Here is a 14404-nt window from a genome sequence, read left to right as displayed (position 1 = left end):
CCCTCTATTCCCTCTAATCATCTCCTTGGCTCGTCTTACGACTATTTTCCCATTTTTAGAGGCGCTGATCCGATTTTGCATTTGTTCCCAAGCCATTGATCATGAAGTAAAAGGTGGCGTAAACCAGCATAACGGAAAGGCCTACCACGAAACAGAAGAGGAAAGATTCTCCGCTCAAGGTCATTCGCAAAACACCCCAAATGTTATTGTCCAACAAGGCATCCCAGCTGTTCAAACGATATTCTCTGCCTAGTAGAATGCCATACCCGCACAGGAGTGAAGTCACTCCGATCCCGATCCATGACAGGAAAGCATTGAACATTCTTCTCGCGATAAGATGCATGATGTACATGGAACTGCAGCCCAGCAAGAGGCCATTCCAGGCAAATAAAAAGATGGTGTAGAAATCATACCAATAGCGATAAGTGAGGGTGCCATTCTGTGCATACGTATGCTTCATAATCGTTAAGTGGATAAAATCCGTCAACACATAAGGTGAGTTAGGGAGAAATAACAACCATCCCAGCGCGAAAATCATCAAGAGGCTTACTTGCATAATCGTAGATTTGTGCTTGTGAATATAGGAGGCTGCCAGAGCGAGCAGATAAGGAATCCAGGCAAGGAATAGATTCCAGATCAGAAATTCATAATACGTTTGATCTTTGAAAAATGCGTAGACGCTTACTGTAATGAGCGAAAATAAACCTAAAAATATAAATAGGTACTTGTTATTCAAAGTTTTCATTGTAGACTCCAAAGTGTGTTTATTTCTATTTGTTAGTGTAATTCCCTTTATAGTTTACCTGTATTTTCCATACCCGGCAAGCCAAAAAAATCCCCCGGGTGCGGGGGACTAAAACCTCATAGAATTTGCTTGCCTAACAAGGAACTAATTAAGCCTACAGCCAAATGGGACGTTTTGTTATTATCATCCAGAAGCGGATTTACTTCGACGAATTCAGCGGAAGTTACAATGCCTGCTTCAGCAAGCATCTCTACCGCCAAATGAGCTTCGCGGAAATGAAGGCCGCCTTTGACCGTTGTTCCTGTACCTGGAGCTTCCAATGGATCAAGAGAATCTACATCATAACTTAGATGAACACCGTCTGTTTTGGCACTTATATAATCAATGGCTTCCTGCATCACATGTGCCATGCCTTTGCGATCAATATCATACATGGTGAAGCATTTGATTCCGAGAGAACGAATGAGTTTCTTCTCGCCTTCATCCAACGAGCGTGATCCGATGAGGACGATATTTTCTGGTTTTATTTTCGGTAGCTTATGCTGGATCTCTGTTAATAACGGATGTCCCATGCCTAGGCTAACGGCTAATGACATCCCGTGGATATTGCCCGAAGGGCTCGTTTCCGCTGTATTCAGATCCGAGTGAGCATCAATCCAGATGACGCCCAGATTCGTGTAATGCTCGGATAATCCAGCTATCGTTCCAATAGCTATACTATGATCGCCACCTAGAATAAGTGGAAAATGCCCTTGCTGAACGACTTTGGATACTTCCTTCGCCAACCTTGTGTTTACTTCAACCACTTCTGCCAAATACTTGAGATTAGTATGATTCACTTCAGCGGCTAAGGGAGCAGCTTGGTCATCAGGCAGCCTAATTTCACCCGCATGCTCGGCGGTGATGCCCATCTGCTGCAAACCGCGCAACAATCCCGCTTGCAGGATGGTTTTGGGTCCTTTACTGGCTCCGCGCCGGCCTGCCCCTAGATCAAATGGCACGCTAATCGCACTAATTTTCGGTATGGTACTCATACGATCAACTCCTCTTGACTAAGATTCCCAGTAAACAAAAAATCATGCTGTCTTATCGCTATTAGATTACCATTTTATTCGTGTGTACGTATATGTTTCATTATATGAAAGGCTACTTCCATTGGTTATTGGAATTCAATTTGTTTTTGAGAAGGCCAACCTCGTGCCGATATGTTATACTATTATGAGAATGATTATCAATGATTCAGTGAAGGTGGGATTTGACTTGCATAGCGGTTTAAATCAAGAAGCGTATCTAGCGGGCACCTTGCTGGAACTGAGCAAATTAGACGTGATCACCTATTCAGCTAGTTGGAAATTTGAAGTGGAAAAGGCTGATAAACATACATTGCTTTTTTTCGTAAAAACAAGAGGTCAGCTTCTTATGAATCAGGAAGAGATTCCGATTTATGGTAAAACGCTCTGTTTGCTGCTGCCCGGAATGAGCGCGCAGACGATGAATTTGTCTGGCAATGAACATAGCTTGATTTATCAGCTTGAATTCGAATTATTTCGCATGGGGGAGAAAACGGATTTGCGCAAGGTTTATGACCGCGTGCTTGATTTCCCGGTACAGGGCTTGCTGCAAGCGGATCTACTGCTATTTCAGCGTAAAATACAATTGCTTGCATCCGCTTATGCCGTATCCAGTGTGAGAGAACATTTGCGTCAGCAATATGTTTATGAATTGCTGGAGCTGATTCTCAAGGAACAACCGCCAGTGGTAACTACACCTAAGGATGCGGATGCTTCGATCCAGTTGACCATCCAATACATGCAAGACGCTTATGCAACAGATTTGAATTTGGATACCCTTGCTGAACTTGCCGGCATGCATCCGGCTTATTATTCGCAGCGTTTTAAACAAAAGATGAATAAAACGCCGATCGAATTTCTTACACAAATCAGGATGAATAAGGCGAAGGAAACCTTACTCGTGTCTGCGCCTAAGATTAAGGATTTGGCTGGACTGGTTGGGTACCGCGACGAGTTCTATTTCAGCCGCCGCTTCAAAGAAAATAGCGGCTGTGCACCCAAGCAGTATACGAGCGAGCAGCTTGAGAGCATTGTGTCGTTATCTTATCCGTATACCGATCATCTGACAACGTTAGGCATTGTTCCTTCGGCAGCGCAATATCACCGTGCAGCGTATTTACCCGTGGAGGCAAAATCATTAAATTTGCCGTTGCATGCTGTTGAGGCTTGGGAAATAGGCAGACAGGCCTTCTTGGAAGCCAAGCCAAGCTTGGTGATTTGCAAAGATAATGTCGTTCTGAAAGCCAGAGAGCATATCAGTGATATAGCTCCTATCATTTCCATTCCATGGGCTACCCTGGATGTATTTGATCACTTAGAGGAAATTGGACAGTTGGTTGGGCGAAGACAGGCAGCCAAGGAATGGATTCAACGCCATGAATATATAGCGGAGCTGGCAAGGAAACGGGTTCAGAAAACTTTCGGGAATCCGACCTTGACGATTTGCCGGATGACAAGCAAGGGGCTGAGGCTGTATGGTGCAAGGAATGTGGGGCATATTTTTTATCGCGCTCTGCAATTCATGCCCCCAAGCCGTCTTAGTCAAGCGATGAGCTTGCACCGTGCAGGGACTAACTTTAACTGGATATCCATGACGCCAGAAGAATTAAACCAATATGAGTCCGATTACATGATTATCTTAACATCGTCGGAGCAAGCTGCTTCCAAGCTGCGCCACCAGTTAGTGACAGATCCAGCATGGCTGCGACTGCCTGCGATCAGACAGGGACGCTATTTCCTTTTGCAATGGGATGAATGGATGGTTTATGCACCGCAAGCGATTGAGCAGCTTCTTGAGAAGGCGACTCAGATGCTGATCAGTACTCCGCTGACCCAAAGCCGTTTGCAGCTCTGAAGGAAATCTTTAAATTATCCAAGGATTTATTCTTTGAAAATGACATGGACGAAAGCAAGATACATTTCTATAATTATTTTATTGATAATGATTATCAGTATTAATGAGAGGTAAGGATTTTACTCATGGATTCGAGTCGTCCGAGGATGAACGGTATTACGCATGGAGGGATAGGTCTCGCAACGATTGCTGTACTGCTGTTTATTATGTTTACTGCTATTTCGTTCGGAGCTAAGGATTTAACGCTGGGGACCGTATGGTCAGCCGTTTTCCAGTATGACCCAACGCTAACTTCACATCAGATTATCCATGAGCTGAGGCTGCCGAGAGTAATAGGCGCAGCTGTGATCGGAGCTGGCTTTGCCGTTGCAGGTGCTCTCATGCAAGGCATTACTCGAAATCCATTAGCGGATTCCGGCATTCTGGGAGTCAACGCAGGGGCTACAATGATGGTTGCCCTGAGCTTCGCCTTTTTCCCGAATCTGCCCTACTCAGCGCTTATGTTCGTTTCTTTTATTGGTGCTGTGGCGAGTACAGCTTTCATTTTCTTGCTTGGCGCTTCAACTCCAGGCGGCTTAACCCCGCTGCGTTTGACGTTGGCAGGAGCCGTAGTAGCTGCCATGCTGCATTCGCTGAGCTCTGGGATTGCGATCTATTACGATCTTAATCAGGATCTTGCATTTTGGTATGCAGGCGGGGTTTCGGGTGTGAAATGGCCCCAATTGAAGCTGCTTGTGCCTGTGATTGCTCTCGCCATCCTAGGTGCGATGATGATCAGCCGCTCTGTTTCCTTGATCGCTTTGGGCGAAGATGTTTCCGTTAGTTTGGGCGTTCAAACAAAACGCACACGCCTGATAGGAATAGCGCTGGCTGTGATTCTTGCCGGGGTAGGCGTTTCCGCCGCAGGTTCCATCGGATTCGTTGGACTCGTTATTCCCCATATCGCAAGAAAGATCGTGGGGGTAGATTATCGCTTCATTATCCCATTATCGGGATTACTCGGAGCCATCTTGCTTGTGCTCGCTGATTTGGGTGCTCGTATGGTTCATCCGCCGAAGGAACTGGCGATCAGCTTGATGGTAGCGATGGTCGGTGTGCCCTTCTTCCTGTATTTGGCCAGGAAAGAAAGGAGGGCTTTATGATGAGCTCACTTAGGCGCATTCGCCGGAGGAATCTAAGCCTAACGGTAGGGCTTTGTCTCCTGCTCATTAGTTTGCTGGTCATTCTGATTAGCTTGAACACAGGCTCGATTCGGCTCTCACCATTTGAGGTTTGGCAGACTTTTGTAGGCCAGGGGAGTCCGGATAGTCAACTGGTGTTGTTCGAATACCGACTGCCCCGCATATTGATTACGATGCTTGCGGGCATCGGTTTAGGCGTCTCCGGAGCGATTCTTCAAGGGATCACCCGCAATGGGCTTGCGGATCCCGGTATTCTGGGGCTTCATGCGGGAGCAGCTTTTGGATTGATTGTATTTGTTAGCTTTTTTCATGCCATGAAAGGCATGCCGTCTTTACTCATTCCAGTTTTTGCTTTTGTCGGTGGCATTGTGACGGCTGTTCTCATTGTCATCTTGGCCTATGACCGTCACAAAGGCATCGTACCTATTCGCCTGATTCTGGTTGGTATCGCGATTGCGGCAGGGTTCAGCGCGGTTACGTTATTCTTGTCGCTGCGGCTGGATGAAGCGACATACCGTTTTACGTCCAGATGGCTGCTGGGTAATGTATGGGGAAGAGAGTGGATCCATGTCTATGCCCTATTGCCGTGGATCCTTGCCTTCATTCCGTACACGTTCTCCAAGTGGAAAGTCATGAATGCCTTCTCGTTGGGGGATGAAACAACCGCTGGTATGGGCATTGCAGTGAACCGTGAACGCATGCTGCTGTTGATGAGCGCTGTTGCGCTCTCCAGCGCCAGTGTCGCGATGGCTGGAGGCATTGGTTTCCTGGGGCTGGTCGCGCCGCATCTGGCGCGGCGACTGGTCGGTCCCATGCATCAATATCTGCTGCCGATAGCAGGGTTGATCGGGCTAGTGATTCTAGTGAGTGCCGATACCATCGGGCGTTCAATCTTTCAGCCTAATGCGATCCCGGCCGGTGTCGTTGTAGCAGCCGTCGGGGCTCCGTATTTTTTGTATTTATTAATAAGAACGAAATAAGGATATTGAAGGAGTTTAACGATGGTAAAGAAAAATATTGCACTCATGAGTATGGTCAGTTCGCTATTCCTATTAGCGGCTTGCGGCCAATCCGCTGCCCCTCAAAGCGCAGCAACGAAGACACCAACAGCAACAGCAACAGCAACAGCAACAGCAGCAGCAACTGCGGCGACTACAGTAAAACCGATTGAGAAAGAGCCACGCATTGCCTCGTTGTCTATTCATTTGACGAATGATCTGCTTGCACTCGGAATTACACCAGTAGGTTCTGTTATGGGAGGAGACCTCAAAGCTTTCCTGCCGCATGTCGCTGATCGCCTGCAAAATACGAAAAAGCTGGGTGTTGTGACGGAACCTGATATGGAAGCTTTGCTGGCTTTGAAACCAGAAGTGATTTATTTGGATCAACAGTACGCTGGCAAAGATATAGCCAAATATGAAAAAATCGCAAAATCTGAAGTGTTTAATCTCGATGACGGCACATGGCGTGACCATTTGAAAAAAATCGGCAAGCTCGTTAACCGTGAACCGCAAGCGGAAACATACATCAAGGATTATGAAGCGCAAGCGACGAAAGTGAAAGGGCTCATTAAGGATAAAATCGGGGATGGCAAGGCCATGGCAATCCGTGTGACAGCCAAAGAATTGCGCGTGATGGGCATGAAGCGTCCATTAGGACCGCTCCTGTTCACGGATTTGGGTTTGAAGCCGGCGAACGGGGTGGAGAAGATCGACAAAGCTTATGAAACGATCTCCCAAGAAGTTCTGCCTGACTATGATGCTGACGCCATATTTGTCATTGTGAATAATGAGGATGCGGCTAAAAAGGTCTTTGAACAATTGTCTGCCAACCCCATTTGGAAAGGGCTGAAAGCTGTTAAAGCCGAGCATATTTACCCGATCGCCGACCAACCTTGGCTAGATTACTCAGCTATCGGCAACAAAATGGCGCTTGACGCAGCGGAGAAACTATTCGCCAAGTAACACCCAAAGAGGCTACCCTAAAGTCAGTTATCTCACTGGCGCTAGGGCAGTCTCTTCTTGTTCGTGCTACAGCAAGGAGCAGCAAAAGTCGGATGGCCGGATGTCATTCCTGATATTCTATGGATAAGGAGGTAAGGGTCATGGATTTGCTTACGAACATGAATGGCGCAATTGCGTATATGGAAGACCATTTAACAAGCGATATCGATTTCAAAGAAGTTGCCAAGCAAGCTTTTTGTTCAGAGTATCATTTTAAAAGAATGTTTTCCTTGCTTTCAGGCATGACGCTTTCGGAGTACGTCCGCCGCAGACGTCTAACGCTTGCCGCATTTGAGCTTAAAGGGAGCAGCATCAAAGTTATTGATCTGGCCATTAAATATGGGTACAACTCAGCTGATTCGTTTGCACGAGCTTTTCAGCAGTTGCATGGGATCACGCCGTCTGAGGCCAGGCTTCACGGTCATTCCCTTAAAGCGTACCCGCGAATGTCGTTCCAATTAACCATCAAAGGAGGTAGTGAAATGAACTACCGGATTGAAGAAAAAGCAGCATTCCGCATTGTCGGCAAGAAGAAGCGAGTTCCGATCATATTCAGTGGGGTGAATCCGGAAATTGCCGCTATGTGGCAAGGTCTGGATCAGACTACGATTGAAACTCTGAAAAAGCTTTCTGATGTCGAGCCCATAGGACTGATTAGTGCATCGACGAATTTCTCGGAAGGCAGGATGGAGGAGAAAGGGGAGCTGGATCATTATATTGGAGCAGCTACGATGCAGGCATGCCCGGAAGATTTCTCCCTGTTGGAAGTCCCTGCCTCCACATGGGCAGTATTCCAAGCGGTCGGACCTTTTCCGCAGACGCTGCAAGAAGTTTGGGGGCGTATTTATGCCGAATGGTTCCCATCGTCGAACTATGAGCAATTAGAAGGTCCGGAACTACTGTGGAATGAGAACAAAGATATATCCTCGCCAACTTTTAAAAGTGAAATCTGGATACCGGTGTCAAGACGGTAGTTATAAAGATAAATAAGGGGTTAGGCTTGGCTGCTTACCCCTTATTTTTTGTTTGAGCTGACCCGTTAGCGGATTAAAATGCCCAGTTGCCTTGGCGGAAGATTGGTTCAATGCGGCCATCCGCGTGCTCGCCATCAATATCCATTTCGGCAGAACCAATCATAAAGTCAACGTGAATCAAGCTATCGTTAAGACCTGCTTGCGCTTGCTGCTCCTTCGACATCTCAGCGCCACCCTCGATACAGGTTGGGAAAGCTCTGCCCAAAGCCAAATGATTGGAAGCATTCTCATCATACAACGTATTAAAGAAGATGAGATTTGAATTCGAAATCGGAGATAGATGCGGTACGAGTGCGATTTCGCCCAAATAATGCGCTCCTTCGTCCATCTCGATCATGGCTTGCAAAGACTCGTAGCCTTCTTCAGCTGTATAGTGGACGACACGCCCGTTCTCGAAGGTAAGCGAGAAGTTGTTAATAAGATTGCCTTGATAGCTCAAAGGCTTCGTACTGCGAACGGTTCCTTGGGTCCCTTGACGCAGCGGTGAGAGGAAGACTTCTTCTGTTGGGATATTCGGGTTAAACTCGAAGCCCCCGCGGCCATTCGTTGCTGATCCGCCACGCCAAACGTGATGCTCAGGGAGTTGTACGGTAAGGGCGGTTCCAGGTGCGCGGTAATGAATTTTGTGGAATTTCTTTTCATTCAGCTGTTCCCTTTTGCTGCGAAGTGTAGCGTTATGTTCCTGCCAAGTTTGCACAGGATCCTCTTGATCAACACGGGTAGCTTTGAAGATAGCGTCCCATAAGGCGTTGATTGCTGCTTGTTCTTCCAACTGCGGGAACACTTTTTTGGCCCAAGCTTCGGAAGGAGCGGCTACGATCGACCATGTCATTTTGTAGGATGACATATGTTCTCTCCACTTCACTAATTTCGGACCTGCGGCTTTGGAGTTAGCGGAAATGCGGGCAGGATCAACATCCTTGAGCAATTCAGGATCATCCGCATCAATCCATAAATAAGCCCCGTTATTGTCGGCTAATTCGCTGAGCGCATCCGCTCTCCACGTGGGATATTCATTGAAAGCATCGTCAGGAGCGTTGAGATATCTGATCTGTGTGCAGATTTCATCCTGCCATTCAATATGTACATGCTTGGCCCCGGCTTTATAAGCTTTGGAGGAGATCAGGCGTACCAGCTCAGGCTGCAGAATTGGAGCGTTAATCCAGAGTGATTGACCGGACTGAATATTCAGGGAAACACGGACGATAAGCTCTGCGTATTTATCAAGATTACGTGCAAAGGTCATGATGAATCCTCCTTATTTTAAATCTTGCTAGCAGTTTATCCTGAGATGAGCCGACTGTCAAATAAATTTTACCGTTGGTTTTTGATGAACGTAGAGGGGGTCATCCCATGCCATTTGCGGAATTGATTCGTAAAGTGGTTATAGTTTTGAAACCCTACATCGTAACAAACTTCCGAAGCACTTCGGCCCGTATGCTCCAGCATTAACACGGCTTGTTGAATCCGCATACGATTCAGGGTATCGATAATGGACAGGCCTGTGCTTTCTTTGAACAGATGCGATAATCTTGAAGGGGAGAGTCCGACGGTTTGAGCTAGATCCTCGATCCGAATCGGTTCACGCATGAGCTGTGAGAGCAGTCGGAGCACTTCTTCAATGCGGGGGTCCATGTAGCGCTTGGTTTTCTGCGCCATGATCAACAAGATTTCTCGCAGCGAGCCACAGCACAGCTCGAACCAGTACTCGCCGCGTTCACGGGAATCCGCCAGAATCCGGCTGAATGCCTGGAATATCCGTTCACGCGTAGATTCATTCTCGATGGTCAGATAAACGACTTCTTCCTGTGGAAGCAGGTTTATTTCCGAAAAAAAGGCAGGGAAATGCGCCCATACAAACTGCCACGTATGGTTCTTCAGTGTGCCATAATGATGAGCGGTTCCCGGTGCCAATAAGACGATATCGCCTGTTCGGCAGACGTGCTTCTCCTCGTTATGGTTAACATAGCCTTTCCCGTCCAGCGTAAACATCAATAGCCAGTCCTGCCGCCCATGAGGACGCTTGACGACATAGGATTCCGATTCATTGAAATGTCCTGCCAAGAGCTCTTGTACGTCTAACTTCATTTCCGTCGATTCCTTTCGCTAGAAGCTTTGGGACATCTTCAGTATATCAATAAATAGCAGGATTGTATGAGTATTTAGCACTATTATTACTTCTATGCCTGCTTGCTTTCCGTTATGCTGAAGTCAGGGAACAAACATGATGATAGGGGAGGGGAGCAGGATGAAGCCATCCTTGCTTAAATTGACGAAGGAACAGAAGCAGCATTTTGAAACAGAGGGGTATGTGATCGTGAAGGGGTTGTTTTCAGAGCAGAATCTCGCGGAAATTGATGCAACCTTTGAGGCGATTAGTGAACAAACGATTCCGGGCCATTTTGAACCTGAGCGGCAGGCTGAAGTCATGGATCCGTTGAAACGCTACCCGCGAGTGATGCATCCGCATCGGATTAACGAGACAGCCAAAAGATATATGCTGCATCAGCCCGTACTTGAAGTGTTAGCAGATTTGTATGAGGAAGAGGCGTTGGCTGCGCAAAGCATGTTTTATTACAAACCGCCAGGATCTCGCGGGCAAGCGCTGCATCAGGACAACTTTTATTTGCAAGTGGAGCCTGGCAATTGTATTGCGGCCTGGACGGCGATTGATGCGGCTGATGAGGAGAATGGCGGCCTGCTCGTGGTACCCAAAACGAACACTTATGATATTTCGTGTCCAGACATTGCAGATGCCAAAGAATCGTTTACTACACATTATGTGAAGCCGCCCAAAGATGAAAAGGCTATGCCAGTCATCATGGAGCGCGGCGATGTTCTCTTTTTCAATGGCAATCTGATTCATGGTTCTTATCGCAACAAGACGAAAGATCGCTTTCGTCGGGCGTTTATTTGCCATTATGCTAACGCATCAGCCACGCACATCAGTAATCATTACCGTCCTTTGTATCGACAAAACGGTGATCAGGTTGCCTTAGAGGTTAACCCTAACGGCGGACCGTGCGGCGAAGAATTTGAGAATGTCTATCCTCATTAAGCATTAACATGTATTATGGAGAATCGTTCCAAGGCCGGGAGACTGGCTTTGAACGGTTCTTTTTTCGTGCATGCGTATGGAATGATGTCAATTGTTTACAATAGGGGAGGGGTGAATAACAATATGATGATGGGATGGATGGCGGGATTGCTGCTTTTCTCGCAGCAGGTAACCGTGCCTGAGCGTTTGACACTTACGGATAATAAGGGGCAAATCACAGCCAATGTGGATAAAAAAGCCTACTCGCTGGAGTATTTGGATATCCCCTTAGTTGATAATGAACGATTGCATCAGCTAACCGACGAGGTAGGGAAGAGGATCTATCGAAAGCCAATCAATGCCACCATTAATGACAGCGGCGCTATAGTCAAAGAGATTCCAGGCGTTCAACTGAATCAAAGTGCGTTTGTGAAACAATTTTATCAACATTTTTATGATTCAAATTCGCTGAGCTTTGAGGTGCCCCAAATGGCGGTGTATCCCAGAGTGGATAGTGAACTATTAGCGAGCATTCGTGTGCGTCCAATCGGTTATTATGTCACATACTTTAACTCAAATAATAAGCATCGGTATACGAATATTAAACTTGCTACCCAAGCGATTAATAATTATGTTGTTCAACCGAATGAGACCTTCTCGTTTAATCGAGTTGTGGGCGTTAGGACGCGCGCCAAAGGCTATATGTCTGCCAAAATTATTGTGAGAGGTGAATTCTCCGAGGGGATTGGCGGAGGGATTTGCCAAATTTCTTCGACTTTATTCAACGCGGCGGATCGAGCCGGCCTTAAGATTGTGGAACGATTCTCTCATAGCAGATCAGTACCGTATGTTCCTTCGGGAAGGGACGCTACGGTCAATTGGGGTGGGCCGGATTTCAGCTTCAAAAATACGTATAATCAACCGATTCTGATTAGGGCACATGCCATGCCAGGTCGCGTGTATGTGAGCATTTCTTCCTCCGAAATGATTAACTACAAACCAAGGCATGTCCCGAGTGCTTCGGAAACGTTGCCGGAAGAAATTAACGCTGGAACGGACGTGGATCAAACGGTCCCCTAGCACTCGAAGGTCAATATATGCACATATTTGTATAAATAAAAGCAAAAAATCACAAGACTTCGAGTCCACCTTTCGCTAGAATAAAGGGCAGATCATTCAGCTTGAGAAGGGTGGAAATCAGTTTCATGAAAACATTTTTGGATGAGAATTTTTTGCTTGCGAATGAGACAGCGGTTAAATTATTCCATGAATTTGCCAAAGATTTGCCGATCATTGACTATCACTGTCATCTAAGTCCTAAGGAAATTTTTGAAAATAAACAATTCAATACCATCACTGAAGCTTGGCTGTATGGCGACCATTACAAGTGGAGAATGATGCGTGCCAATGGCGTCGAAGAGAATAAAATTACGGGAGAAGCGAGCGATTATGATCGTTTTACTGCCTGGGCCGCGACACTTCCGATGGCGATTGGCAATCCGTTGTACCATTGGTCCCATATGGAGCTTCAAACGTATTTTGGCGTTAATGACTTAATTAACGAGCAGAATGCGCCTGTTATATGGGAAAAAGTAAACGCGAAGCTGGCTGAGGGGAACTCGCGCGCTCGCGATTTAATTACGAATTCCAAAGTTACGGTCATTTGTACGACTGATGATCCGGTGGATTCCTTGGAATATCATATCAAAATCAAAGAAATCAAAGATTTCAATACACAAGTATTGCCGTCCTTCCGTCCTGATAAAGCATTGGAAATTAACCGGGCGACTTTCTTGCCATGGATCAGCCAATTGGAGAAATCGGCAGGCATCACGATCAACTCCTATGATGATCTGTTGGCGGGACTTGAAAGCAGAGCCGAATTTTTTGCTTCTGTTGGCTGCAAAGTATCTGATCATGCCTTGGATTATGTGCCATTTGCGGCTGCGACCAAAGAAGAAGTAGATGAGATCTTCAAAGCTGGATTGGCAGGTAAGGCTGTCAGCTTGGAAGACGAGAAGAAATATAAAGCGTTCACCTTGCTGTTCCTGGGCGGCATCTACAAAAAGCTGGATTGGGCGATGCAGTACCATATCAATGCTTCCCGGAACAATAATGGGCAAGCTTTCGCTACATTAGGACCGGATACGGGCTTTGACTCCATTAATGATAGCTCGGTTGCCAGCGCTCTTACAGGCTTGCTGTCGTCTCTGGCGGTTGCGGATTCGCTGCCGAGAACGATCCTTTATTCCCTGAACGCGCGGGATAATGAAATTCTCGCATCGTTGATGGGCAGTTTCCAAGGCGATGGCATCCCGGGCAAAATTCAGCTCGGCGCGGCTTGGTGGTTCAACGATACCAGAGACGGCATGGTGCAGCAGATGAAATCGCTGGGGAACTTCGGTTTGCTAGGCCGCTTCGTAGGGATGCTGACAGACTCCCGCAGCTTCTTGTCCTACACGAGACATGATTACTTCCGCAGAATCCTCTGCAACATGTTCGGCGAGTGGGTCGAAGCGGGCGAATTCCCGAACGACGAGCAGTTGCTGAAGCAGTTGGTTCAAGGGATTTCATATCATAACGCGAAGCAATATTTCGACTTCTAAAATAAGCTAACCTCCGCGCTTGCGCTGAGGCTGCTGAAATCGTTGATTTCAGTGGCTTTGGCGCAGGGTGGAGGTTTTTTGTTTTTTTGGTGGGCAGCAGGGGGGCGGTGCTGGAGTATGAGTAAGAGTAAGAGTAAGAGTAAGAATAAGAGTAGAAGTAGAAGTATAGGAGGAGGTCTAAAAGTGACTAATTTGTTGAACATCTAGGCAGAATGGAGGGGGATGAGGAGTTGCGAGTGGTGAGTTGTACATGAAAAGGAACTATAATCCGCTAATTGACGGGAACCGGGCTAAAAGCAGTATGAAAGGGAACTGAGGTACGCTATTCAAGCGGAAAATGCTGATTTCGACGGGGAAATGGTGATATAGCGGATCGTAGTTCCCTTTGGAGTGGGATTTGGCGGTTTTCAGCCATATAGCGGATCGTAGTTCCCTTTGGACTGTGCGATGGCACGGAACGTAGTGGGAAAAGGGTGTAGGGTGACCAATTTGTTGAACATCTAGGCAGAATGGAGGGGGATGAGGAGTTGCGAGTGGTGAGTTGTACATGAAAAGGAACTATAATCCGCTAATTGGCGGGAACCGGGGTAAAAGCATTATGAAAGGGAACTGAGGTACGCTATTCAAGCGAAAAATGCTGATTCCGACGGGGAAATGGTGATATAGAGGATCGTAGTTCCCTTTGGAGTGGGATTTGGCGGTTTTCGGCCATATAGAGGATCGTAGTTCCCTTTGGACCGTGCAATGGCACGGAACGTAGTGTGAAAAGGGAGTGGGGTGAAGGTTTTTTGTTTTTTGCGTGGGCAAAAAGGAGGCCGGTGGTGGGGTAAGAGTAAGGGGGAGGGTAGGAGTAGAAGTAGAAGAGGAGGAGGT

12 protein-coding genes are annotated in these 14404 nt (G+C 46.9%); 8 read left to right on the top strand and 4 right to left on the bottom strand.

Features of this window, described 5'->3' with window-relative positions; translation table 11 throughout:
* Positions 1-55 precede the first annotated feature (55 nt).
* Together LOZ80_RS21790 and rocF are read right to left on the bottom strand one after the other, a co-directional pair.
* Complete coding sequence (locus LOZ80_RS21790) at positions 56-745, bottom strand: DUF1361 domain-containing protein (RefSeq protein WP_238166675.1); 690 nt, start codon at positions 743-745, stop codon at positions 56-58.
* A gap of 116 nt (positions 746-861) precedes the next feature.
* Positions 862-1779, bottom strand: a complete 918-nt coding sequence (gene rocF, locus LOZ80_RS21785; protein ID WP_238166674.1) for an arginase — start codon at positions 1777-1779, stop codon at positions 862-864.
* Between the two features lie 226 nt (positions 1780-2005).
* Between rocF and LOZ80_RS21780 the strand changes: the two genes are divergently transcribed.
* The 5 genes from LOZ80_RS21780 (at position 2006) to LOZ80_RS21760 (ending at position 7828) form a co-directional block, all read left to right on the top strand.
* Positions 2006-3670, top strand: a complete 1665-nt coding sequence (locus LOZ80_RS21780; protein WP_238166673.1) for an AraC family transcriptional regulator — start codon at positions 2006-2008, stop codon at positions 3668-3670.
* A gap of 206 nt (positions 3671-3876) precedes the next feature.
* Positions 3877-4812 (top strand): FecCD family ABC transporter permease, encoded by a 936-nt coding sequence (locus LOZ80_RS21775; RefSeq protein ID WP_443147075.1) that lies wholly within the window; start codon positions 3877-3879, stop codon positions 4810-4812.
* Positions 4809-5831 (top strand): FecCD family ABC transporter permease, encoded by a 1023-nt coding sequence (locus tag LOZ80_RS21770; protein ID WP_238166671.1) that lies wholly within the window; start codon positions 4809-4811, stop codon positions 5829-5831. Before LOZ80_RS21775 ends, LOZ80_RS21770 begins: the two co-directional genes overlap by 4 nt.
* A gap of 21 nt (positions 5832-5852) precedes the next feature.
* Positions 5853-6815, top strand: coding sequence for an ABC transporter substrate-binding protein (locus LOZ80_RS21765; protein WP_238166670.1), 963 nt, complete (start codon positions 5853-5855; stop codon positions 6813-6815).
* A 140-nt stretch (positions 6816-6955) separates the two neighbouring features.
* Positions 6956-7828 carry an AraC family transcriptional regulator gene (locus tag LOZ80_RS21760; protein WP_238166669.1) on the top strand — a complete coding sequence of 291 codons (873 nt, stop codon included), beginning with the start codon at positions 6956-6958 and terminating at the stop codon, positions 7826-7828.
* 73 nt (positions 7829-7901) lie between these two features.
* Here the strand turns inward: LOZ80_RS21760 and LOZ80_RS21755 are convergent, their stop codons facing one another.
* Together LOZ80_RS21755 and LOZ80_RS21750 are read right to left on the bottom strand one after the other, a co-directional pair.
* The gene (locus LOZ80_RS21755; RefSeq protein ID WP_238166668.1) at positions 7902-9134 is read right to left on the bottom strand and encodes an aminopeptidase; all 1233 of its coding nucleotides are present in this window, start codon (positions 9132-9134) and stop codon (positions 7902-7904) included.
* A 68-nt stretch (positions 9135-9202) separates the two neighbouring features.
* Positions 9203-9976, bottom strand: coding sequence for a helix-turn-helix domain-containing protein (locus tag LOZ80_RS21750; RefSeq protein ID WP_238166667.1), 774 nt, complete (start codon positions 9974-9976; stop codon positions 9203-9205).
* Between the two features lie 160 nt (positions 9977-10136).
* Here LOZ80_RS21750 and LOZ80_RS21745 point away from each other — a divergent pair, with 160 nt between their 5' ends.
* The 3 genes from LOZ80_RS21745 to uxaC all read left to right on the top strand — a co-directional run bounded on the left by LOZ80_RS21745 (position 10137) and on the right by uxaC (position 13531).
* Positions 10137-10946 carry a phytanoyl-CoA dioxygenase family protein gene (locus LOZ80_RS21745; protein ID WP_238166666.1) on the top strand — a complete coding sequence of 270 codons (810 nt, stop codon included), beginning with the start codon at positions 10137-10139 and terminating at the stop codon, positions 10944-10946.
* A 123-nt stretch (positions 10947-11069) separates the two neighbouring features.
* A complete protein-coding gene (locus LOZ80_RS21740) occupies positions 11070-12005 on the top strand; it encodes a VanW family protein (protein WP_238173071.1) in 936 nt (311 codons plus the stop codon).
* A gap of 125 nt (positions 12006-12130) precedes the next feature.
* Positions 12131-13531, top strand: a complete 1401-nt coding sequence (gene uxaC / locus LOZ80_RS21735) for a glucuronate isomerase (RefSeq protein WP_238166665.1) — start codon at positions 12131-12133, stop codon at positions 13529-13531.
* Positions 13532-14404 lie beyond the last annotated feature (873 nt).

Origin of the sequence: Paenibacillus sp. HWE-109 (assembly GCF_022163125.1) — a bacterium.
Lineage (GTDB): Bacteria > Bacillota > Bacilli > Paenibacillales > NBRC-103111 > Paenibacillus_E.
This window is presented reverse-complemented; position numbering and strand designations above follow the sequence as displayed.